The organism is Achromobacter sp. 413638, from assembly GCF_043119405.1.
In the GTDB taxonomy this organism is placed as follows: Bacteria; Pseudomonadota; Gammaproteobacteria; order Burkholderiales; family Burkholderiaceae_B; genus Achromobacter.
Genome location: NZ_JBICCO010000003.1, coordinates 16,065 through 38,889, shown reverse-complemented (window position 1 = coordinate 38,889; position 22,825 = coordinate 16,065). Strand labels below are relative to the sequence as shown.

At 67.3% G+C, this 22,825-nt stretch carries 21 protein-coding genes; 6 read left to right on the top strand and 15 right to left on the bottom strand.

Annotation, left to right across the window (positions count from 1 at the left end; all coding sequences use genetic code 11):
• The 8 genes from ACEU5R_RS02030 to ACEU5R_RS01995 form a co-directional block, all read right to left on the bottom strand.
• Positions 1-849, bottom strand: a complete 849-nt coding sequence (locus tag ACEU5R_RS02030; RefSeq protein WP_392408959.1) for an amidohydrolase family protein — start codon at positions 847-849, stop codon at positions 1-3.
• Positions 850-901: 52 nt separating this feature from the next.
• Positions 902-1,582 (bottom strand): fumarate hydratase C-terminal domain-containing protein, encoded by a 681-nt coding sequence (locus tag ACEU5R_RS02025; protein WP_103271375.1) that lies wholly within the window; start codon positions 1,580-1,582, stop codon positions 902-904.
• On the bottom strand, positions 1,576-2,511 hold the full coding sequence (locus ACEU5R_RS02020; protein ID WP_392408958.1) for a fumarate hydratase: 936 nt from the start codon (positions 2,509-2,511) through the stop codon (positions 1,576-1,578). Before ACEU5R_RS02020 ends, ACEU5R_RS02025 begins: the two co-directional genes overlap by 7 nt.
• 10 nt (positions 2,512-2,521) lie before the next feature.
• A complete protein-coding gene (locus tag ACEU5R_RS02015) occupies positions 2,522-4,261 on the bottom strand; it encodes an L-aspartate oxidase (protein WP_392408957.1) in 1,740 nt (579 codons plus the stop codon).
• A gap of 1 nt (position 4,262) precedes the next feature.
• Positions 4,263-4,607 (bottom strand): succinate dehydrogenase, encoded by a 345-nt coding sequence (locus ACEU5R_RS02010; RefSeq protein ID WP_103271378.1) that lies wholly within the window; start codon positions 4,605-4,607, stop codon positions 4,263-4,265.
• A complete protein-coding gene (locus ACEU5R_RS02005) occupies positions 4,604-4,939 on the bottom strand; it encodes a succinate dehydrogenase (RefSeq protein ID WP_212319999.1) in 336 nt (111 codons plus the stop codon). The genes ACEU5R_RS02010 and ACEU5R_RS02005 overlap by 4 nt, the downstream gene beginning before the upstream one ends.
• A 1-nt stretch (position 4,940) precedes the next feature.
• The gene (locus ACEU5R_RS02000; RefSeq protein WP_392408956.1) at positions 4,941-5,675 is read right to left on the bottom strand and encodes a succinate dehydrogenase/fumarate reductase iron-sulfur subunit; all 735 of its coding nucleotides are present in this window, start codon (positions 5,673-5,675) and stop codon (positions 4,941-4,943) included.
• A 217-nt stretch (positions 5,676-5,892) separates the two neighbouring features.
• Positions 5,893-6,357, bottom strand: a complete 465-nt coding sequence (locus tag ACEU5R_RS01995) for an Lrp/AsnC family transcriptional regulator (RefSeq protein WP_392408955.1) — start codon at positions 6,355-6,357, stop codon at positions 5,893-5,895.
• Positions 6,358-6,572: 215 nt separating this feature from the next.
• On the opposite strand from ACEU5R_RS01995, the gene ACEU5R_RS01990 reads away from it, so the two are divergent.
• On the top strand, positions 6,573-7,208 hold the full coding sequence (locus ACEU5R_RS01990) for a LysE family translocator (RefSeq protein WP_392408954.1): 636 nt from the start codon (positions 6,573-6,575) through the stop codon (positions 7,206-7,208).
• Between the two features lie 51 nt (positions 7,209-7,259).
• A complete protein-coding gene (locus tag ACEU5R_RS01985; protein WP_103271383.1) occupies positions 7,260-8,162 on the top strand; it encodes an EamA family transporter in 903 nt (300 codons plus the stop codon).
• Between the two features lie 21 nt (positions 8,163-8,183).
• Here ACEU5R_RS01985 and ACEU5R_RS01980 read toward each other — a convergent pair whose 3' ends face one another.
• From ACEU5R_RS01980 to ACEU5R_RS01960, 5 genes are all read right to left on the bottom strand, one after another.
• Positions 8,184-9,176, bottom strand: a complete 993-nt coding sequence (locus ACEU5R_RS01980; RefSeq protein ID WP_103271384.1) for a tripartite tricarboxylate transporter substrate binding protein — start codon at positions 9,174-9,176, stop codon at positions 8,184-8,186.
• 157 nt (positions 9,177-9,333) lie between these two features.
• Complete coding sequence (otnI, locus tag ACEU5R_RS01975) at positions 9,334-10,119, bottom strand: 2-oxo-tetronate isomerase (protein WP_392408953.1); 786 nt, start codon at positions 10,117-10,119, stop codon at positions 9,334-9,336.
• An 86-nt stretch (positions 10,120-10,205) separates the two neighbouring features.
• Positions 10,206-12,308, bottom strand: coding sequence for a TonB-dependent receptor domain-containing protein (locus tag ACEU5R_RS01970; RefSeq protein WP_392408952.1), 2,103 nt, complete (start codon positions 12,306-12,308; stop codon positions 10,206-10,208).
• A gap of 137 nt (positions 12,309-12,445) precedes the next feature.
• Positions 12,446-13,534 (bottom strand): M14 family metallopeptidase, encoded by a 1,089-nt coding sequence (locus tag ACEU5R_RS01965; protein ID WP_392408951.1) that lies wholly within the window; start codon positions 13,532-13,534, stop codon positions 12,446-12,448.
• Positions 13,531-14,862, bottom strand: coding sequence for an MFS transporter (locus ACEU5R_RS01960; protein ID WP_392408950.1), 1,332 nt, complete (start codon positions 14,860-14,862; stop codon positions 13,531-13,533). Before ACEU5R_RS01960 ends, ACEU5R_RS01965 begins: the two co-directional genes overlap by 4 nt.
• Positions 14,863-15,029: 167 nt before the next feature.
• Between ACEU5R_RS01960 and ACEU5R_RS01955 the strand changes: the two genes are divergently transcribed.
• The 3 genes from ACEU5R_RS01955 (at position 15,030) to ACEU5R_RS01945 (ending at position 18,231) form a co-directional block, all read left to right on the top strand.
• Positions 15,030-16,010: a LysR substrate-binding domain-containing protein gene (locus ACEU5R_RS01955; protein ID WP_392408949.1), complete on the top strand. Its 981-nt coding sequence runs from the start codon at positions 15,030-15,032 to the stop codon at positions 16,008-16,010.
• 206 nt (positions 16,011-16,216) lie between these two features.
• Positions 16,217-17,326 carry a hypothetical protein gene (locus ACEU5R_RS01950; RefSeq protein ID WP_392408948.1) on the top strand — a complete coding sequence of 370 codons (1,110 nt, stop codon included), beginning with the start codon at positions 16,217-16,219 and terminating at the stop codon, positions 17,324-17,326.
• Positions 17,327-17,328: 2 nt separating this feature from the next.
• The gene (locus tag ACEU5R_RS01945) at positions 17,329-18,231 is read left to right on the top strand and encodes an antitoxin (RefSeq protein WP_392408947.1); all 903 of its coding nucleotides are present in this window, start codon (positions 17,329-17,331) and stop codon (positions 18,229-18,231) included.
• A 101-nt stretch (positions 18,232-18,332) separates the two neighbouring features.
• Here the strand turns inward: ACEU5R_RS01945 and ACEU5R_RS01940 are convergent, their stop codons facing one another.
• Positions 18,333-19,874: a hydantoinase/oxoprolinase N-terminal domain-containing protein gene (locus tag ACEU5R_RS01940; protein ID WP_392408946.1), complete on the bottom strand. Its 1,542-nt coding sequence runs from the start codon at positions 19,872-19,874 to the stop codon at positions 18,333-18,335.
• 10 nt (positions 19,875-19,884) lie between these two features.
• Positions 19,885-20,949: a DUF917 domain-containing protein gene (locus ACEU5R_RS01935; protein ID WP_392408945.1), complete on the bottom strand. Its 1,065-nt coding sequence runs from the start codon at positions 20,947-20,949 to the stop codon at positions 19,885-19,887.
• A gap of 275 nt (positions 20,950-21,224) precedes the next feature.
• Between ACEU5R_RS01935 and ACEU5R_RS01930 the strand changes: the two genes are divergently transcribed.
• The gene (locus ACEU5R_RS01930; RefSeq protein WP_392408944.1) at positions 21,225-22,811 is read left to right on the top strand and encodes an ABC transporter substrate-binding protein; all 1,587 of its coding nucleotides are present in this window, start codon (positions 21,225-21,227) and stop codon (positions 22,809-22,811) included.
• Positions 22,812-22,825 lie beyond the last annotated feature (14 nt).

Genomic DNA, 22,825 nt, shown 5'->3' with positions numbered 1-22,825 from the left:
CTATGGGTTCCGCGCCGGGATGCCCAGCAGCCTGCACGCATTGCCGCCCATTATCTTCCTCAGGTTCTCTTCCCTGATCGGCAGGCTTTCGAACCACGACTTGTATTCCCGCACCGGACAGAACGGGAAGGAACTGGCATAGAGCATCCGGTCCGACAGGAAGCCATCGGCCGCCTTCACGTATTCCTCCCAGCCCGGCATGCGCGAGAAGTACATATCGGGCGACAGCCACAGGTTCTGGCGTCGGAAGCCCAGGTGCAGGATCTCGTTGACCCAGGGCCAGCCGCCATGCGCGACCACCACGTTCAGGGTCGGGAAATCGGCCAGCACCCGGTCGGTGCGGATCGGGTCCGAATAGCTCAGGTCGGGCCCGGCCGTGCCGCCGACCATCATGATGACGGGCACGCCCACGTCCTCGCAGTGGCCATAGATCGGATACAGCCGCCGGTCGTCGGCGTGCATCGGCACGGGGTAGGAACCCGGCTCGATATTGATCAGCCTGAAGCCGTCCGCCAGCGCCTGGTCGATGGTCCGGCAGGCCCGCCGGCGGTCGGTCGGGTCGATCGAGGCCGCGCCGATGAAGCGGCCCGGATGCGCGGCCACGATCTGGCGCACGTCCTCGTTCGGCACGCTGCCCAGCACGCCGGCCAATCGGCCCACGACCACGCCGGCGTCGACGCCGGCGGCCTCCATTTCCCCCAGCAGCAGGTCCATGGACTGCTGCTGCGCGGCCGGCGAGGGCGTGAAGCCCACGGTGCGCGTGAAGCCGTCGCGCCGCGCGCCGGCCGAGTACATCAGCGTGTCGAGGAAACCGCCGACGGGCGGCCTCAGGCGGAAATCGATGATCATTGCCGTGTCTTCCCTATCCATGTGTTGACGGCCTGGCGCCAGCCGGCGGCCGCTACATCACTTCGTCCTTGCGGTCGTCGGTTTCGCCGTAGCGATGCAGCGCGGGCGGCTTCAGCCCGGCGTAGAGCCGTTCGATGCCCGCGTTGATCGTCTCGGCGTGCTGCGCGAACAGGGAGTTCCCTGCCAGATCGCTTTCCACGATGAAGGGGCCGAAGTTCTCGACATCGAACAGCCACATCGCCTGCGCGATGCCCAGCTCGTCCAGCCAGTGCACCTCGCGCACGCGCTTGATGCCGCGCCCCAGCAGCGCGCCGGTGCCGTAGCCCACCGTCGTCAGGTAGATCGCGCCGCCGGGCGCCAGCACCCGCTTGTAGTCGTCCGCCGGCATGCCGCCCTTGCCGATCAGGATGCGGCAGCCGGTTTCCTCCAGCCAGCGCGGAATCCATTTGGAAAAGCGGAACGAGGCCGTGGCCGTGACGGCGCCGACCCGGTAGCCGCCCTGCCCGTCCGGCGCGGCGGCCGGCGAGCAGTGGAAGTTCACGTTGCTGAGCGCGCGCAGGTCCACCGGCGGCGCCAGCCCTTCGTCCAGCACCTTCTTGTAGACGCCCTCGCGCGCCGTGTAGACCAGGCCGTTCAGGTACACGGCCGAGCCCAGCTCCAGCCGGGCGATGTCCTCGGTCCGGGCCGGCAGGTCCAGGTGGAAGACCTTGATGTCATCGTCCTTGCTTACCATTCGACCGTCTCCCGGCGCAGATAGGGGGTGAACCATTGCGGATCGGTTCGATATTCGATGCGACCGTCGGCGTGGATGCGCGCGGTGGCGCGGCGCGACGACAGGCAGAACGTATGCAGGCTGATCGGCATGCCGCCGGTATGCGTGTAGCCGCATTCGATATGGCAATCGACCACCATGCCCGAGCCGACGAAACCCATCGCGCCCATGCCGATGGCGTTGCCCAGCTTCATCAATTCCAGTTCCAGCTCGGCGACCCTGGGATCCGGATTACGGTCGCCCACGGTGCGCAGGCAGGCGGCCTGCTTGCCCAGCTGCATGCAGGTGTCCTTGGAGCCGCCCAGGCCGATGCCGACGATGGCCGGCTGACAGGCCAGGCCGCGCTTGCCGAAGGCGATCAGCGTATCCAGCACGAAGCGCTTGATGCCGTCGATGCCGTCGCCCGGAAACAGCATGCGGTAGTCGGTGCCGAACAGTCCGCCCTTGTGCACGGTGGTGATGTCGATCCAGTCGGCGTCGGGTTCGAAGGACCATTCCACCTCCGGCGCGTTCAGGCCCACGTTGTTGTTGTGATCGGTGCGCCAGAGCGGATGGACGCGGTTGGGCCGCAGCGGGATCGACACCGTGCCTTCGGCGGTGGCGTGGCGCAGCGCGCGCTCGAGGGCGACGAAACCCGACTCGACCGAGGCATGGTTGCCGACCTTCACGTAGTAGCGCGGCAGGCCCGTGTCCGCGCACATGGGGCGGCGGTCCTGGTCCGCCGCCTCCCAGTTCTCGACCATGGCGTGAATCACGAAGCGCGGCAGCTTGCCGGTCTCGGTCTTGCGCAGCTCCAGGATGCCCTGTTTGTAATCAGCCGGGATCTCGATCGCCGCGCGGCGCATGATCTCCAGCGCGGCCTCCTCGATCTTGTTTATCGGTATCTGCATGGTGCGCGCCTTATGCCTGGGGAGTGCCGGCTTCGCCGTCGATCAGCGACTGGCCGGGTTGAACGATGTCGAAGGAAACCGGAACCATGTCCAGCCGCAGATCGCCGTCCGGCGCGCTGACGCGCGTGTAGCGGCTGGCGTGCAGATCGCCCGGTTCCGGGAAGTCCTCGCGGAAGTGCGCGCCGCGGCTGTTCTCGCGCGCCAGCGCCGACACGGTGATGACCCTGGAGATATCGACCAGGCTTTCCAGGTTGAGCCAGTCGTGCCAGGTCAGGTTATAGCGGCGGTCGCCATCGGCCACGCCGATGCCGCGCAGCGCGGCACGGTGGGCCTCCACGGCGTCCAGGCCGCGCTCCATCGCGGCGCGCTGGCGCAGCACGCCGACGTCGTCCCACATGGTCCGCGCCAGCTGGTCGCGCAATTCATGGATGCGGCCGGCCGGCTTCGAAAAAGGGTATTCCGCGCGCTCGAAGCCGCGCGCGATGGCGCGCGGATCCGGATCGCGCCAGCGGCCGTTCGCGGCCACGTGCGCGGCCATCGAATCGCCGGCGATGCCGCCGAACACGGTGGAGTTCGCCACGCCATTGCCGCCGAGCCGGTTGGCGCCATGCACGCCGCCGCAGTCCTCGCCCGCCGCGTACAGCCCCGGCGACGCGGTCGAGCCGTCGACGTTGAACTCCACGCCACCCATCAGATAGTGCGCGGTCGGCACCACCTCGACCTTGCCGCCCGCCAGGTCGAAGCCGCAGTCCTTGCAGCGGTTGACCATGCCGGGGAAGGTCCTGGCGACTTTCTCCGGACCCAGGTGGCTCATCTGGATGTACACGCCGCCCATGGGACCGGTGCGTCCGGCGCGCATTTCCGCGTAGATGCCCCGGCTGACCACGTCGCGCGTGGCGCGTTCGCCGCGCTTGTCGTAGTTGGCCATGAAGCGCTCGCCGTCGCCATTGAGCAGATAGCCGCCGGCGCCGCGCAGTCCTTCTTCCAGCACCGTGCCCGTCATGCGGGTGTCGGGGCCGCCCAGCAGGCCCGTCGGATGGAACTGCACCATCTCCATGTCGCGCAGCGACAGGCCGTAGCGCAGCGCCATGGCCAGGCCGTCGCAGGTCTTGTCGCCGGACGGCGTGTGATAGCGATACATCGTCGGCCCGGCGCCGGTGGCCAGCAGCACGGCCTTGGCCTGGATCAGCCGGTAGCCGCCCGTGCGCATGTCGATGAACAGCACGCCGGCGATGCCCGAGCCATCGGCGGCGGGAATCAGCTCGATGGCTCGGTGCTCCTCCAGCTCTTCGACGTCCACCGCACGCACCTGCTCCATCAGCCGGTTGATGATCTCGATGCCGGTCAGGTCGGCCTTGTGCACGGTGCGGTCGAAGCTCTGGCCGGCGAAGGCCTTGGAATGCAGCGAGCCGTCGGGATTGCGATCGAAGAAGCAGCCGATCTCGTTTTCCAGCTCGCGCACGCGTTCGACCGCGCCCTCGACCAGGCGCCAGGCCAGGTCCTGCCGTGGCAGCCACTTGCCGCCTTCGATGGTGTCCATGAAATGCCGCTCCACCGAATCGCCGGCGGACAGCGCGACGTTGTAGCCGCCCTGCACCATGCGGGTACAGCCGCACTTGCCCAGCAGCCCCTTCACCGTCACGGTCACGCGCAGGTCCGGGTTCGCCTTCTTCGCGTGCAGCGCCGCGAACAGGCCGGCGCCGCCGGTGCCCAGTATCAGGATGTCGGTCTTGTGTTGTTCGATCTGCATCTCAGATGACTCCAGCGATGAACACCAGGCCGATCGCCATCGACACGGCGAAGCCCCAGCCTATCCAGCCGTTGCGGGCATTGCGCGTCGAACGCCAGGGCAACAGTTCCAGCGCCAGCAGGCGCAGGCCGAAACACAGGTGCAACGCCAGCAGCAGGACCAGCCCCCATTCGCCGACCTTCATCGCCGGCATGTCGGACAGCTTCAGGAAGCGGTCGAAACGGGCCTCGTCCAGCGCCATGCCCAGCACGTAGAAATGCACCGGCAGGAACAGCGCCAGCGCCAGGCCGGACAGGCGATGGCCCAGGAAGGCCCAGTACGCCTGATGATTGCGGGCGGACTTCATTGCAGCAGCCCTCCCACGGCGGCCACCGCGCGCATGCCCAGGAACAGGATCGTCACGCCGAAGGCCAGCCCGATACAGGAGGCCGCGCGCCGGCCCAGCCGCAGCCATTCGACCAGGATGTTGCGCAGGCCGATGGGCACGTGGATGGCGACGCAGGCCACGAACAGCCCGTAGAACAGGATCCAGGCCCAGCTGCCCTGCGTGCGCGACAGCACGGCACCGGCGCTCAGGCCGCTGCGCACGGCGTAGATGATGAGTCCCAGGTGCACGAGAACGAAAGGCGCCATGGCCATCGCCGTCAGGCGCTGGAGCGCGAACAGGCGGGCCTCCATGTCAGCCCCCCTTGAGCAGGTTGATCAGCGAGCTGCGCTTCAGGCCGGCGATGCTGCCGGTTGGGCTGAGGTCGACCGGACAGTGCTTCATGCAGCTGCCCTGCGTGTGACAGGAATTGCAGCCGCTGCCCGAGGTCGCCTGGCGCAGCACGTCCTTGGGATCGGCATGGCGTTCGTCGTTGAACAGCGTCCAGGCGCGGTTCAGCGCCGCCGGACCGAGATACTCCGGGTCCCAGGACACCACGTCGCAGGCCGCGTAGCACACGCCGCAGTTGATGCATTCGATGGCGGCGTCGGCCTGCTTGCGCTTCTTGCTCTGCGGCGACACCATCGCCGGCGGATCGTTGCGCGTGGCCGTGCCGATGAAGGTATTGCCGGCGCGCTTCCATTTCTGGAAGAACTCACGCATGTCGACCACCAGGTCCTTGATGCGCGGCATGTTGCGCAGCGGCTCGATGACGATCACGCCGTCTTCCTCGACCCGGCTCACGTGCGTGCGACAGGTCCAGCGCGGCTTGCCATTGACGGTCATCGCACAGGAACCGCACACGCCCACGCGACAGGCGTAGCGATAGGAAAGGCTCGGCTCCTGCGTGCGCTGGACTTCGGTGACCACGTCCAGCACGGTCTGGTTGTCGCGCCACGGCACCGAATAGACCGTGAATTCGCCGTCACCGGTGCCGCGTGAAATGCGGACGGTTAGCTGTCGCGGCGTCGTGTTTTTTTCGCTGTCCATGTCTGCCCCAAGGCGGCGGTGAGCCATGGAAAGATTCTAGGAATCGCGAATTGATGAATCAATATTAATTAGGTTGATATTTTTTGAATATAAAGCGCGCCCGCCAGAGACGGGAACGCCGGGCGGCCGCCCCCTATCGCGGCGAATCGCTCAAGCAAGTGCAGTCGAAAACACCCACGTCCGCCATCGCGCGCCGCCTGTCCGGGCGCGCGGCGCCTCAGATATCCATCGGCACCGCCAGGCCGTGCTTGACGCGGTTCATCACCACCAGCGTCGAGAAGCGCTTCACATTAGGATCGCCCCAGAAGTGCTTCTGCGCGAAGGACTCATACTCCAGCATGTCGCGCATGGTCAGCGTCAGCACGAAGTCCACCTCGCCCGTGACCGACATGCACTGCATGACTTCCGGCGCCTCGGTCATGGCGCGCTTGAACTTGCCAAGCTTGTCGGCGCGCTCGCTCTCCAGCGACACCAGCACCACCATCATGATGCCGCGCCCCACGGCGGCCGGATCGACCACCGACACGTCGGCGGCGACCACGCCGGCGTCGCGCAGCCGCTTCATGCGGCGCAGGCAGGACACGGGCGACAGGTTCACGCGTTCGGCCACTTCCTGGCTGGTGCGCTGGTTGTCTTCCTGCATGCTTTGCAGGATGAGGCGGTCGAAATCGTCGAGTTCCATGGCGGCGTGAGGCGGAGCGTATGCGGTCGCGGATGCAGGCCGGCGGGCCCGTGCGACGATTCTAAACGCGCCCAGCGCCTCTGCTGCGTCCAGCACCCCTGCTTTCGACGGAAAACTCCATTTCTGCCCCGTGTAGCGCAGAAAAAAATCAGCCGCCTTGCTTACACTGTGATTCTTGCCGCCCGCGCGCCGCGGGCCTGCCGCGCCAGAATCCCATGCCTTCGCTCCAGTTGTTCCTGTTGTTCCTCGCCGCCGACGCGGCGCTCAAGCTCACGCCCGGGCCCGACATGGCGCTGACCCTGTCCCGTGGCATGACCCAGGGCTTTCGCCCGGCCTTTCTCAGCGTGCTGGGCAACGTGGCGGCCGGTTTCGTTCAAGTACCGGCAGTGGTGTTGGGCCTGGCCTCGGTGCTGCAAGCCTCGCCCCGGCTGTTCCTGGGCGTGAAGGCGGCTGGCGGCCTGTACCTGGCCTACCTGGGCATCAAGGCCATCCTGCGCTGCGCGCGCGACGCCGAGGTCTCGCTCGCGGCCCGGCCCGGCGATGCGCGTGACGCCTTCTGGCAGGGCTTCGTGACCAACCTGCTCAATCCCAAGGTGCTGCTGTTCATGATCGCCTTCCTGCCGCAGTTCACCTCGCCCGAGCAGGGGCCGGTCTGGTCGCAGATGCTGGTGCTGGGCGTCACCATGAAGATCCTGAGCCTGCCCTACGGCAGCTGCTTCGCCTACGGCGCCTCGCGCATCCGCGGCTGGGTGGGGCGCAACGCCTGGTTCCTGCGCGCGCAGCAGGGACTGCTGGGCGCCATCATGCTGGGCCTGGCGGCATATGTGCTTTACTCCACGACCGCGCCCTGAGTCCTTGATTCCCTGTCTTCCGCGCCCGGCCCCTACCTGCTACACGCAACCATGAGCACCGCTACCCTGAACACCGGAGGCGATACCTCCTCCTCCACGCTGGTTCCCGTCCTGTCGCTGATGGCGGCGATGGCGTCCCTGTGCATCGGCACCTCGTTCGCCAAATCGCTGTTCCCGATGGTGGGCGCGCAGGGCACTACCGCCTATCGCATCGTGATCGGCGCGCTGATCCTGCTGGCCATCTGGCGTCCGTGGCGCTTTCCGCTGAGCCGCGCCAACGCGCTGAAGATCGCGCTGTACGGCGTCACGCTGGCCTGCCTGAACCTTATGTTTTACATGGCGCTGCGCACGCTGCCGCTGGGGATCGCCATCGCCATCGAGTTCACCGGGCCGCTGGCGCTGGCGGTGTTCTCGTCGCGCCGCGCCATCGACTTCCTCTGGATCGCCTGCGCGGCGGCCGGGCTGCTGTTGCTGATCCCGACCGGCCAATCGGTGCACGACCTGGATCCCGTCGGACTGGCCTATGCGCTGGGCGCGGCGGTGCTGTGGGCGCTGTACATCATCTTCGGCAAGCGCGCCGGCCATATCCACGGCGGTCAGGCGACCTCGCTGGGCCTGACCGCGGCGGCCCTGGTGGCGCTGCCGGTGGGCGCCGCCCATGCCGGCACGGCGTTGCTGGATCCGTCGCTGATCCTGGCCGGCATCGCGGTGGGCGTGCTGTCCAGCGCGCTGCCGTATTCGCTGGAGATGGTGGCGCTCAAGCGCCTGCCGAACAAGACCTTCGGCGTGCTGCTCAGCATGGAGCCGGCCATGGGCGCGCTGGCCGGCGTGGTGGTGCTGAACGAGCAGCTGTCGGGCAACCAGTGGCTGGCCATCGGCGGCATCGTGATCGCGTCGGCGGGCTGCGCCGCCACCGCCAGACGCCGCGCGCCGCCCGCCCCCGCGCCGGACTGAGACGCGGACGGCGCAGGCGTATCAATCGGCGGTGATGCCCTTGCTCCGGATCACCGCGCCCCAGCGCTCGTGCTCCTGCCGCGCATAGGCGCTGAACGCTTCCGGCGTGCTGCCGGTCGGTTCCATGCCTTGCAGCTTCAGCTGCTTGACCACCTCGGGCGCGCGCAGCGCCTGTTCGATCGCCTGGCTCAGCTTCCTGATCACCGGCTCGGGCGTGCCGGCCGGCGCCACCACGCCCTGCCAGGCGGCGGCCTCGAAAGCCGGACCGCCGGCCTGCGCGAAGGTCGGCACGTCAGGCAACTGGTCCGAGCGCCGCGCCGCCGGCACGGCGATGGGGCGCAGCTTGCCGCCCTGGATCAGCGGCCGCGCGGCGGCCAGATCGGCCATCATCAGGGGCACCACGCCCGAGGCCACGTCCTGCAAGGCCGGCGGCGTGCCCTTGTAGGGGATGGCGGTGGCCTTGCCCTTCACCGTTTCCAGGAACAGCTCCATCGCCAGATGGTGCGGGCTGCCCACGCCCAGCGAGGCGTAGCTGGGCGCCTTGTCGCTCTTCAGGTAAGCGATGACGTCGGCCAGCGTATGCAGGTTCGAGTCCGGCGACACCACCAGCACGATGGGCAGGTCCACCAGCGTGGACACCGGCGCCAGATTCTTCTGCGGGTCGTATGGCAGCTTGCGGTAGAGCCAGGGATTCAGGGCCAGCGTGCTCATGCCGGCCGTCATCAGCGTGTAGCCGTCGGGCGCGGCGCGCGCGGTTTCCTGGGCGGCGACGATGGTGGCCGCGCCGGGACGGTTCTCGACCACCACCGGCTGGCCCAGCGCGTCGGCCACGTGCCGGGCCACGATGCGCGTGGCGATGTCGCTGCCGCCGCCGGCGCTGAAGGGCACCAGCCAGCGGATCGGATGATCGGGGAATTCGGCCGCCGACGCGGGCCGGACGGCGGCCACGGATGCCGCCAGGGCAGCGGCCAGCAAGGCCGCGCGCGGCAGGCGGCGGAAAATGCCTGTGAACATGGGGACTGTCTCCTTATCCCGTTTTACGGCCTGCTTGGACCGCATTTAATTAACATATTAATTATGTTGGCACGCCAGGGCCGGGCAACGCAAGCGTGCGCCAACCGTCTCGCGATCACGCACGGGTTCGAATGTCCGTGGTTCCGATCCGGCGCGCTCACGCGCGGGCGGCGGCCAGCCAGCCCAGGCCATCCGACGTGGCGCCGGCCGGCCGGTATTCGCAGCCGATCCAGCCGCGATAGTCCAGCTCGCGCAGCAGCGCATAGATCCAGGAATAGTTCAGTTCGCCCTGGTCGGGCTCGTGCCGCAGCGGCACGCCGGCGATCTGCAGATGCCCGACGCGGCCGGTGGGCAGGTAGCGCCGCAGCTTGGCGCTGACGTCGCCCTCGACGATCTGGCAGTGGTACAGATCCATCTGCACCTTGAGGTTGGGCGCGTTGACCGACTCGACCACGGCATGGGCCTCGTCCTGACGGTTGAGGATGTAGCCGGGAATGTCACGGGTATTGATGGGCTCGATCAGCAGCGTGACATTACACGCACGCGCCTGCGACGCGGCCCAGGCCAGGTTCTCGCGGTAGCAGTCCAGCAGCGCGGCGCGCGGCGCGCCGTCGGGCGCCAGCCCGGCCATCACATGCACCTGCGGGCAGGCCAGCGCGTCGGCATAGGCCAGCGCCTGCTCCAGGCCAGCGCGAAACTCGTCTTGCCGGCCGGGCAGCGCGGCCAGGCCTCGATCGCAGCGCGCCGCGGCGCCGACCGGCGTGTTGATCAGCACCTGGCGCAGCCCCGCCGCGTCCAGGCGCTCGCGCACGAAGGCCGCCGGCGCTTCATACGGCGACATGCATTCCACGCCAGCAAAACCATCGGCGGCGGCCGCCGCATAGCGGTCCAGGAACGCATGTTCCGTGTACATCATGGACAGGTTGGCGGCGAACTTCAGCATGGCGGGCTCCTGCGCTGCGTGGCGCCGCCCGGTGGCGGCACCCCGCGAACATAGCACAGGGCCGCCGCCCCGCCCTCCTGCCGCGACTAGTACGTCAGGCGCATGCCCAGCAGCACGCTGCGGCCAGGCAGCGGCGCCACCGAGGAGATGAACGAGGCATGGTTGTAGGCCAGCCTGTTCAGCAGGTTGGTGCCGCGCAGGTAGACCTCGTAGCCGGTCGAGCCGTAATTGCCGCGATAGGCCACGACGGCGTTGACCAGGTTGTAGCCGGGCGTGCTGTTCTCGTAGGCGGCGATGTCCTTCTGCGAGAACACGCGCGCGTACTCGACGCCGGCCGACCACTGCTGCCACTTGAAGTTGCCGCGCAGGCCGGCGCGCGCCGCCGGGATGCGCGGCAGGTTGCCGTCGCCGCCGGTCAGCTTGCCGCGCACGTAGTCGCCGAAGACGGCGGCCGAGAACACGGGCGTGAACTGATGCCGCAGCTCGCCTTCCACGCCGGTGAACTCGGCGTCGCGCTGGGTGTACTCGATCAGGCGGAAGTCCTCGTAGCGGTCCAGCGTGTTGGCGTAGATGTAGTTCTTCACGCGGTTGTGGAACACGCTGGCGCTGAAAGTGGTTGCGCCCGAGTGCTTGCGCAGCGTCAGGTCGATGTTGTGCGAGGTCTCCCGGCCCAGGCCGGCGTTGCCGATCTCATAGGTGTTGGTGGCCAGGTGCACGCCCTTGGCGTAAAGCTCCTGCGCGGTCGGCAGGCGCTGCGAGCGCGACAGCGACAATGCCGCCGAATACTCCGGCGCGAAGTTCCAGATGGCTGCCGCCGACAGCGAGGTGCCCGACAGGCTGCTGCGCGGCGCGCCGCCCTGGGGCGAGACCGTCTGCCAGTCCTGGCGCGCGCCCAGCTCGAAGCGCCAGTCGGCCAGCTTGTATTCCTCCAGCAGGAAGATGCCGTTGGCGCGCGTCTTGCTGCGCGGCAGGAAGGCTTCCTCGCCGTCCGCGCGGAAATCGCTGTAGGACGTCTGCATGCCCACCACGCCGCGCCAGCCGGCGACGGGCTTGTGCTGCGCCTCCAGGCGCAGGTCGTAGCCACGGTTCTTGAAGGTGGTGCCGACCTCGCCGCCCTCGATCTCCTGGTGCTGGTAGTCGGTCAAGCCGCCGCGCAGGCGGATCTTCTCGATGCCGGCGAAGGGATCCAGGTATTCGGCTCGCAGGTCCGTGCGATTGCTGCGCAGCTTCACGTAGGGCACGCCGCCGCCCTCGGCGCCGTGGTCATGGTCGTGGCCGTCCTCGTCGCCATGATCGTGGCCGCCGCAATGCAGATGCGTGCCATGCGGATGGCAGCCTTCGTATTCATGATTGTGCCCAGGCAGGCCGTACTTGCTTTCCAGGTGCGTGAAGGCCAGGCCGATGTAGCCGCGCGGCGTGATCCAGGACATGCCCACCGTGCCTTGCGTGGATTCGCTGTACGAGCCGTCCAGCTTGCTGCTGGACCAGTCTGGCACGCGATAGTCGCCGCTGCGGCGCTTCATGCCTTCCACGCGCACGGCGAAATTGCCTTCGCCGGCGGTGATGCCGATGGCGCCCGCGCGTTCCTTGGTGCCGGTCGCGCCACGGATCTCGGCCTCGGCGGCGATGCCTTTCTCGGGGACTTCGGTGGGGATTTTCTTGTCGATCACATTGACCACCCCGCCGATGGCGCCGCCGCCGTACAGCAGCGCCGCCGGGCCGCGCAACACCTCGATGCGCTCGGCCAGCAGCGGCTCGGTGGTCACGGCATGGTCGGGCGAGATGGCCGAGGCGTCCATCAGCTCGGAGCCGTCGGACAGCGCCTTCACGCGCGGCGCGGTCTGGCCGCGGATCACCGGACGGCTGGCGCCGCCGCCGAAGGTATCGCTATGCACGCCCGGCAGGCCATCGAGCGTGTCGCCCAACGTGCCGCCGCGCTTCTCGACCAGTGCATCGCCTTCCAGCACGGAGGCCGGCTGCGTGGTGCTGTTCAGGTCCAGCCCCAGCGGATTGGCCGAGACCGTGACCGGCGCCAGCGTGGCGGCGGCGTCCGCCTGGCCGGCCGCTTGCTGGGCCTGCGCGGTGGCGCCGGAGGCGGCGAGCAACGCCCACGCCAGCGGCCGCAATCCCTTCCCGGCCGCGCCGGCGCGGCGGGCGAAGCGCCGCGATCCCTCTTTCTTTCCCTGCATCTCGATTCCTATGGATGTTATATCATTACGAACAAAAGTTAGATGATATAACATTACATAAACAACAAGCGGCAAGGCAAAAAAAAATGCGCGGCCCCGTCGCCGGCGCCGCGCCCTTCCGGATCCGATGCGGACTCTCAGTCGTCTTGCAGGCCGCACAACGCCTGCAGCACCGCCACCCGGCTCTGTCCCAGCACCATGCCGTGCCAATCGGCGTCGCCGCAATAGAAGGCATCCAACGTGGCCTTCAGAATGGCCCGGCGCGCGTCCTCGCTGGCTTCCGGATGCGCGCGCAGCCAGTTGCGGCCCCGCAGCGCCTGCACCACGTCGGCAAAGGGCTGGGTGCCGAATTCCAGCGCCATCAGCGTCGGCGTGGACGTCGGGCAGGCATCGTAGATGACGCTGGCCAGCTGGCCCGTGATGTCCACCGAGGCCGAGCTGCCCTGGTACGGCACCGCGATGTCCGCGCCGTACCAGTGCCGCGCCCGCGCCACTTCGGCCTCGTCGCGCCGGCCGGCGTAGATCTTCTCGCCGTGGCCGCGCGGCCCCAGCCCCGTATGCACGTCGATCCAGCCGATGCTGGAAAAACCGGCGGCATGTTCCTTCAGGATGCGCCGCATGTTCAACAGCGAGGCCGCCGGGCGATCGCCGCCATAGAACAGGCCGTCGGCATGCGTGTACTGCCCGCGCGAGACGGCCTGGGCGTAGGCGGCCAGGCCATGCTCGGCGATGTAGCGCTCCTGCTCGCGCCGGTTGGCTTCGGTCGGCGGCCAGGACTCGGGCAGCAGCAACGGATGCAGCGCGCCGTAGCCGGGGTTCTCGGGCAAGGGACGGCCATCGAAGGGCTGGGCATTGCGGTTCAGGTCGACGTTGCCCTCGTCGGTGCGCGCAATCCACGAAAAGCCATAAGGATTGACCGCGTGCACCAGCAGCAGGGCCACGCCGGAATCGCGCGCGCGCGCCAGCATCGGCGCATCGTCCAGCAGGGCCAGCTGGCAGCCGGAGCCACAGAAGCCTTCGGCGCCGTGCGTGGCGGACGTCATGATCAGCAGCCGTTCGGCCTTGGCGTCGCCGATCAGCGCCACGTCGGTGGACAGAGCCTCGTCCCGGGCGCCGCGCGCCTCGATCGGATACGAGGCCATGCGCGCGGCCACGGCCTTGGCGGCGTCAAGAAAGCGCTCGCGCGCCTGGGCGTAGCTGTCGGAAAAATAGCGGGACTGCATCATGCCTCCTGATTGTCGATGTCATGCCCGGTGCGGTCCTGGATCCAGAACAGCACCACGGTGGAAAGCGTCACGGTGACCATCAAGTACCAGGCCGGCGCCATCGGATTGCGGGTGACGTGCAGCAGCCAGGTGACGAAGAACTGCGCGAAACCGCCGAACACCGAGATGCCCAGCCCGTACACCACCGACATGCCGGTGGTGCGCACCGCCTTGGGAAAGAGTTCGGGCAGCATGGTGATGACCGGCGCGGTCTGCAGCGCCAACAATATCGCAAGCAAGGCGATCACGGTCATCAGCCGCGCGCTGCTCGGCGCCGACACCAGCCATTGGAAGCACGGCAACAGCGCGGCCACGGTGGCGGCGCGCGACCAGAAAATCACGCGCTTGCGTCCCACGCGGTCGGCCAGCAGGCCGACGAAGGGCGCGGCCACGAAACCGATGGCGCCCAGCACCACGCTGGCCGACAGCGTGGACGTGGCCGGCAGGCCCAGTTCCTTGTTGGCGTAGGCCGGCATATAGAAGCCAATGATCTGGGCGCAGACCATGCCGCCGATGACCAGCAGGATGCCCTTGGCCACCGCGCCCTTGTGCCCGGCCAGCACCCGCCGCAGCGGCTGGTGATCGGAGCGGGCGCGCGCCGCGCCGGGCGCGGGCTGGGGCTCCAGCGTCTCTTCCAGGTTGCGGCGGATATAAGCGCCCACCGGCACGGTCAGGATGCCGATCACGAAGGGCACGCGCCAGCCCCAGTCCTTCATCTGCTCGGGCGTGAGCGCGGCGGTCAGCAGCGCCACCACCAGCGCGCCCAGCATCACGCCCAGCGACTGGCTGCCGAATTGCCAGCTGGAATAGAAGCCGCGCCGCGACGGCGGCGCGTGCTCGACCAGCAGCGTGGTGGACGCTCCGACCTCGCCGCCGGCCGCAAAGCCCTGGATCAGGCGCGCAAGCACCATGATCACCGGCCCGGCGATGCCCATCTGCGCATAGGTGGGCGCCAGCGCGATCAGGCCACAGCCCAGGCCCATCAGCCACAGCGTCAGCGTCATGGCGGCGCGCCGGCCGTGACGGTCGGCATAGGAACCGATCAGCATGCCGCCGACCGGCCGCATCAGGAAGCCCACGCCGAAGGTGGCCGTGGTGAGCAGCAACTGCCCGTAGCCCGAGGCGGCAGGGAAGAACAGCGGCCCGATCACCAGCATCAGGAAGGTGAAGACGGTGAAGTCGAAGAACTCCAGCGCGTTGCCGATGGTGGTGCCGGCAATGACGCGCCGGCGCATGGAAGGCGTGTACAGCCCCGACTGGCCGGAAACGGCCGCGACGGCGATAGACATGATTTCCCCTTGATGTCCGTTAGGCTCGCGGCGCCCGGCCGGTGATCCCGGTTCCGTATCCGCTGCGATGGCCATGAATATACGGATGGCTGACGATAAGGAAAAGATAGTATTTTCGTTCCAGTGAAAGCTTTTCCTGATACCCCGCGCCTTCCGGAAGTCCGCCCATGAACCTGCGCCAGCTGCGCACCTTCGTCCTCATCGCCGAACACGGCAGCATCCGCGCCGCCGCCCGCGCCCTGCACCTGACCCAGCCGGCGGCCACGCGCAACCTGCGCGAGCTGGAGCAAAGCCTGGACGCCGAGCTGGTGCGCCGCAGCCCCAAGGGCGTGGAGCTGACCGCCTACGGCCAGGCGCTGTACAAGCGCGCCGTGCTGATCCTGCAGGAAACGCGCCGCGCCCAGGAAGAGATCGGCCAGATGAAGGACGGCGCCGGCGGTTCGCTGCACCTGGCGGTCAGCTCGTCGGCGCTGACCGTGCTGCCGGGCGCGCTCAGGGACTTCCGCCAGCGCATGCCGCGCGTGTCCGTTTCCTTCAACGAAGTCGCGCCGCCGCACAGCCACGAACTGCTCGAATCCGGCCATTACGACCTGCTGGTCCAGACCGAATACGGCGGCCAGATCGACGACGGTTTCACCCGCGCCACGCTCTACGACCTGCCGCTGGCGGTAGGCGCGCGCGTCGGCCATCCGCTGCGCCGCGCGCGCAGCCTGGCCGAGCTGCACGAGGCGCTCTGGCTGGTGCCGGGCAATATCGAGTCGCCGTCCAACCTGCTGCGCCTGGCCTATGCCGCCCACGGCCTGCCGCCGCCCCGCGATGTGATCCCCTGCCAGTCCATCGCCGTGGGCCTGGCCCTGATCGCCGAAAGCGACGCGCTGGGCATCTTCGTGCGCGACCTGTTCGAGCATCAACTGCTGCCGCGCCCCTTGCGCATGGTGCCGCTGGACCACGCGCTGCCCGCCGCGCGCGTATGCATCGTGACGCGCGCCGATTCACCGCCCACGCCGGCGGCCCAGTGCTTCATGGACTGCCTGCATGCGGCGCGGCGCGACATGAAAATGTCCACCATCGCGCCTGTCGTCAACGCCTCTTCATCCACAATACCGGCGAAGCCACCCGAAGCCACCAGGAGTAAACGCCTTCGATGAAGAATCCGGTCACATTGCCCACTTGGGGAGGGCAGCGCACGGAGCCGGAAGTTCGAGCGTCTACACCGAATGGCCACGGCTCGATACAAAGCAAGGGGCGTAGCCCGCGAGGCCGACCGCGAGCGACCACCACACGGCTAGCCATCTGGCAAATATTCGCTGCGCAGCGAATATAGTAGTTATACCGAATATTCGATATATTGCTGTTGTTCGCTGAACAAAAAAACACGGCCCTCATGACCGGATCAACTTTCGTGGCACACGCGCTAATCGACCAGCTCTTGGCTTCGCTCCGGGAGTTGCCGGACGTGCACGTCGAGTTAGCCCAGGCGGAGCCTGCCGCTCAAGCCGTCGGTCGCGCCGACGCGACGATTGAGCTGCAGGTCGCCGGTAAATCGATTGCCTTGCTGGTCGAGGCAAAGAAATCCGTCTATCCCCGAGATGTGCGACAGGCGCTGTGGCAATTGAAGTCGCCACAGCACGATCACTACACCAATGGGCAACGCCTGCTGATCGCCGAATCGATCTCACCAGGAGCGAAGGAGCTGCTCAGAGCCGAGCGCATCGGCTACTTCGATAGCGGCGGCAGCTTGTTTCTGCCGGCGGCGGGTGCCTACGTTTACATCGACAAGCCGGCTCCAAAGGCCTTGGAAAAATCGGTGCGCTCACTCTTCTCCGGAAGACGCACCCAAGTTTTGCATGCGCTCCTGGTCAATCACGAGCAATGGTTTGGCGTTACCGACGTGGCAGAACGGGCGCAAGTGGCTCCATCCACGGCCTCGGACGTACTACATGAGCTGGAACGGTTCGACTGGTTGACATCGCGAGGCCAGGGACCAAGCAAGGAACGGCATCTGCGCGAGCCCGGCGCGTTGCTCGATGCCTGGGCACAACAGCTCGCCACGCAACGCGCGCCATTGCTGCGCCGGTATTTCGTGCCCGGCTTGAAGTCCGATGCACTGATCGAACGGCTTGGTCAACTGTTCGCTACGCATGAGATCACTTACGCAGTGAGCCAGGAAGCCGCTGCGCAACGCTATGCCCCTTTCCTGTCCAGCATTTCACAGACGAGAGTTCGACTGCTGCCCAGCCCCCGCGCCGATGCCGCAATGGCCGAGCTGGGTGCACGCGTCGTCAATGAAGGGGCGAACTTCGCGATCATCGAAACCAAGTCAACGGGAGAACTGCTGTTTCGGCGACAGGTCGGCGGCATTTGGTTGGCAAGCCCGATCCAGGTCTATCTCGACCTCTTGCACGGCGAGGGCCGCGCCAGGGAATCGGCCGAGCATTTGCGCAAGGAAAGGATCGGATTCTGACGGTGAAACCGGCAACGTTCGATGGCTACAGCGACCCGTACACGGAGGACTGCGAACGCGTTCTCGTAACACTGCTGCGCGGACTCGGACCATGGAAAGAGTCGGTCTACCTGATCGGGGGACTTACGCCCCGGTATCTCGTCACCGCCCGGCCTCCAGAAGTGCCAGCGCACGCAGGCACTCTGGATGTGGACATCGTGATCGACCTGCAAATCCTGGCTGATACCGCGGCGTATCACACGCTCGAAGAGAACCTCAGGAAAATGGGGTTTGAGCGGGCCGAGAACAGCGCCGGCATGAAGCTCTCTTGGCGCTGGCAGACCCGCACCGAACAGGGTGCGTTGATGGTGCTGGAACTGCTGGCGGATGCACCGGACATCGCCGGCGGCAAGGTACAGCCATTGCCGACCGTAGGCACGATCTCCGCGCTGAACATCCCTTATTCGTCCATCGTTTTTGACCTGCACCAAGTCGCCGAGATTCAGGCTGAGATCCTCGGCGGCAACGGCATCGCAACGGAACGGATCCGGCATGCCAACGTGGTCAGCTTTACCTGCCTGAAGTCCTTTGCATACGATCAGCGTTTCGAACGCAAAGACGCGCACGATCTGATCTACTGCCTTGAACATGCAGCCGAAGGGCTGGACGCCGTGGCCATGGCGTTTCAAAGGGAGCGCAGCGGCAAGCACGGCGCCGTCGTCAAGGCCTCTCTGGCGATTCTGCGCAGTCGCTTCGCAAGCGACGACAAGACAGAGGGTTATCGCAAGGACGGTCCGGTGTCGGTCGCCAGGTTCGAACTGGGTGAAGGCGATGAGCCTGAGCAGCGGGAGGCAAGGATATTGCGGCAACGACAGGCCTGCGACGTGATTGAACAACTCCTCGCTAGAATCGGCATGGTGAATTGAAAAAAACCGGCGGCGCTCGCGCGCCGCCGGCCTGAAAAACCGAAGGCTGTCCGGCAACAGCCCCGGCACTGCAATCGTCCGATGCCGGAGCCCCGCCCTGTTCAGCCGGCGCGGCCGGCGATCTCGCCCACCACCCGCACCCGCGCCCGGACAGCGTTGCCCGGCAGGTAGGCCAGCGGAATGTCCTCCTGCTCGATCACGGTGACGGTATCCGCGTCGGCGCCAGCGGCCACCGCGCGGCCCACGGCGATCTTGCGCGCCTGTTCCAGCAGCTCCTCGCGGCCGAGGTTGGTGAAGATCTGGTCGACCTCGCCCGACACCTGCGCAATGGCCGCGCCCACGGCGTTAGCCACCGCGTGATTGGCCACCCGCGCGACTTCCGAGAAGCCCGCCACGCGATCGGGAATCAGCACCGAGCCGCCGCCGACCGCGATCAGCGGCACGTCGCGCGCATCGCTCTTCATGCGGTCGCTGGCCTCGGCGATAGCTTCATGGATGCGCGCCAGCGCGCCTTGCACCGTGGCCGCGCTCAGGTGCGCCACGCGCGAGCGGTCGCCGATGTCGGCCAGGCCCGCCGCCACCGCGATGTCGGTGCAGGTCAGCTGATTGCCGCCGAACACCAGCGCCTCCTGCAGCAGCCGGTGGCCCACGCTGACCGGCCCGATCTGCAGGGTATCCGGGTTCACCAGCGTACCGCCGCCCACGCCGATGGACAGCAGATCCGGCATGCGGAAGGCCGTGCGCACGCCGCCCACCTCGACCATGTTGTTGGCCTGCCGGGGGAAGCCGTTCTGCACGCAGCCCACGTCGGCGGTGGTGCCGCCCACGTCGCAGACCACCGCGTCATTGATCTTGGCCAGGAACACCGCGCCGCGCATGGAGTTGGTCGGCCCCGACGCGAAGGAATGCACCGGGAAGTCGCGCGCGTTCTCGGCCAGCGTCACGGTGCCGTCGTTCTGCGTCAGGAACAGCGGCGCGTCGATGCCGCTGTCGGCCAGCGCCTGCACGAAGGCGTCGGTGGTCTTGTGCGCCAGGTCGATCAGCGTGGCGTTCAGCAGCGCGACGTTCTCGCGGCCCAGAAGGCCAATGCGGCCAAGCTGGTGCGAATAGGTGATGCGGCAGTCCGGATGCTCCTGCTTCAGGATCTCGCCGGCACGCAACTCGGCGTCGCCGATCAGCGGCGAGAACACGCCGCTGATCGCCACGGTGGAAACGCCCGAGGCGCGGATGGCGCGGGCGGCGTCGCGCACCGCGCGTTCGTCCAGCGGCATCAGCTCGCGGCCGTCGAACTCATGGCCGCCCTGCACCAGATAGGTGCCGCCGTTGACCTTCTGCGCCAGGTCCTCGGGCCAGTCGCAGAACGGCAGCAGCGAGGCCGCGGCCGGCAGGCACACGCGCAGCGCGGCGGCGGGCTCCAGGTCGCGCCGCTGCACCACCGCGTTGGTGAAATGGGTGGTGCCGATCATCACCGCCTCGGGCGCCGCGGCCTGCGGGCAGGCCTGGATCAGCGCCGCCAGCGCGCGCCGCACGCCGGTGGTCACGTCGGAAGTGGTGGGCGACTTGACCGCCCCGAGGACCTGGTTGTCCTGCACGAATACGGCGTCCGTGTTGGTGCCGCCTACGTCGATGCCAATGTGTTTCATAGCGATTGCTTCACGCGAAGACGGTGCGATAGTCGATGTCGAATCCAAACGCGCGCGGGCCGACCAGTTCGAGGCCGCGTTCGCTGGTGAATACCTGGGGCGCGGGCAAGGCCAGCACGCTGACACGCTGGCCGAAGCGCAGCACGTCGGTGCCGATGCCGTCGCCGCTGACCGAGTCCAGCACGCAGATCAGGTCCGGCGTCATGACCTCGGGCACGCCGTCGCGCTCGCCCACCGAGAACTCGTTCTGGAAATGCAGCGTGTAGCGCGAACCGCGATCCTCGCCCAACCCTTCGAGCACGGCGCGGCCGCGCAGGAAGCCCGCCGTGGTGCGGCGTTCCACGTCCACGACCTTGCCGCTGAACATGCGCTTGCCGCCGGACTCCTGCAGCACCGCGTCGATCACGTCGTCGTGCTGGCGCCGCGCGCGCAGCACCACCTCGCCCAGCCGGATGGCCTTGCTGACGGTGTAGAGGATGCCGTGTTCCTTGACCTCGGCGCCGCTGCGCGGGGTCTTGCAGGTGGCGGCGGTGGAGCCCATCTCGACCACCACCTTGCGGCTCAGGCGCTCGACCCAGGTGGCCGACGCGGCGCGCGTGACGATGACCTCGTTGTCGCGGATGTCGGCCACGGCCAGCGGATACATGGGCAGGCCGCGCACGGCGAAGCTGGTCATCTGGGCCTCGGGATAGGCGCGGCCCATGCTGTCGGCGTCCACCACCGGCAGGCCCATCAGCGCGGCCACCATGAAGGGTTGCAGGCCGTTGCCGCCGCCGATTTCCAGCGCCATGATGGCGCGGAAGCGCTGGCCGCAGTATTCCTCCATCATGCGCACCGGCTTGACCGCGAAATGCGGATCGGCCAGCCGTTCCTGGCCGACCAGCGGCGCGCCCATGCCCGAGACCACCGCCACGCGGTCGTCCTCGTTCAGGTACATGGGATCCAGCAGCGAGGCGCGATAGCCCTTCTTGTAGAGCTGGCGCATGTTGAGCAGTTTCTGGTACGGATCGCCGCCGCCGCCGGTGCCCAGTATCCAGGCGCCCACGGCCAGGGCTTCCATCTCTTCGGCGGACACGACGCGCGTTCCGGTTTGCGTGCTTGCGGCTACAGATAGCATGGTTCGATGAAGTCTCTGGTGAACCGGGAAGGTGGCCAAACATTACTGCGCGCTTCCAAGCCCGGGCAAATTGAATCTGTGCATGCCTCGCATAAACCCAAATCATGCGGCGGCATGCGCTGCGCCTATGCGCCGCATTCTTCGTATTTATTTGCCGCCGCCGGGTCCATCTGCAAATATCGGCGTACAGACTCCGGCAGCGTCCGGCACGCGACATACAAGGGGAAACACCAATGCGGCATCGTCTGAGCAACTTCCTGCTGGCGGCGGCCATCGCCTGCGCGCCGCTCTCCTCGCATGCGTTCGAGACCGCCAACGGCAAGCGCATCCTGGTCATCGGCGGCCAGCAGGCCGTGTCGGTGATGGACCCTGCGCAGAAGTACGACTTCTCGATCCGCACCATCCAGCAGGCCACCTACGACGCGCTGCTCAAGTACGAGGGCGACCCCGTCGAGCTCAAGCCCTGGCTGGCCACGTCCTGGACCGTCAACGACGACGCCACCGTCTGGACCTTCAAGCTGGACCCGCGCGCGAAATTCCAGAACGGCGATCCGGTGGACGCCGCCGCGATCAAGGCCTCGTTCGAGCGCACGCTCAAGCTGAACAAGGGCCCGGCCTGGATGTACACCGATTTCCTCAAGCCCGAGAACATCAGCGTCGAAGACCCGCAGACGCTGCGCTTCACGCTCAGCCGTCCCTACGCGGCCTTCCTCAGCCTGCTGCCCTGGTGGTACGTGGTCAACGTCAAGCAGGCCATGGCCAACGAGCACAATGGCGACTATGGTCAGCAATGGCTGACCGATCACACCGCCGGCTCCGGCCCTTACCGCGTCAAGCGCGTCGAACCCAATTCCCTGTACGAGCTGGAAGCCTGGGACGGCTACTGGAAGGGCTGGCCGCAGCCCGAGAAGGCGCGCCTGGGCGGCATCATCTACCGCGTCATCACCGAGAACTCCAGCCGCCGCGCGGCGCTGGCGCGCGGCGAGATCGACATCGCCGGCAGCCTGTCGCCCGAGGACCTGGACCAGCTCGAATCGGTCAAGGGCGTGAAGATCGGCCGCAAGGCCGGCACCGGCATGGGCGGATTCGGTCTGAAATTCAATACACAGGGCAAGTACATGTCAGACCTGAACCTGCGCCGCGCCCTGGCCTACGCCTTCGATTACGACTCCTTGCTGAAGATCTACAACGGCCGCGCGCGGCTGATGGACAGTCCCTTCCCGCCATCGGTCAAGGGCCATGTGGCCGTGCCCGACATGCCGCGCCGCGACATGGACAAGGCCCGCGCCTACCTGGCCAAGTCCAAGTGGCCGCAAGGCGGCATCGAGCTGGAATACGTCTACGTGCAGGGGCTGGAGGAAGAGCGCCAGATGGGCCTGTTGCTGATCGACAATCTCAAGCCGCTGAACATCACGATCCGCATGGTGCCGCTGACCTGGCCCAACATGGTGGCGCGCGGCGCCAAGGCCGAGACCTCGCCCGACATATTCGCGTCCTTCAGCACCACCATGTCGATCGATCCGGACCCGGTGGCCTACATGTATCACAAGGGTTCCTGGGGCCAGTACTACGCCACGCATTTCCTGGACGACCCGGAACTGTTCTCGCTGATCGACCGCGCACGCACGCTGCCGGCCTGGTCCGACCGCCAGCCGCTGTATGAAGAGATCCAGCGCCGCATCGTGGCGGACCAGCCCGAGATCTTCGGCATGATCCGCGACCGCAACACGGCCACGCGCGACTACGTGCAGGGCTTGGTGGACTCGCCCATCCGCATGGCCAGCGAGTTCGACCTGTACCCGCTGTACATCGGCCGCTAGGACCGTCACGCCCC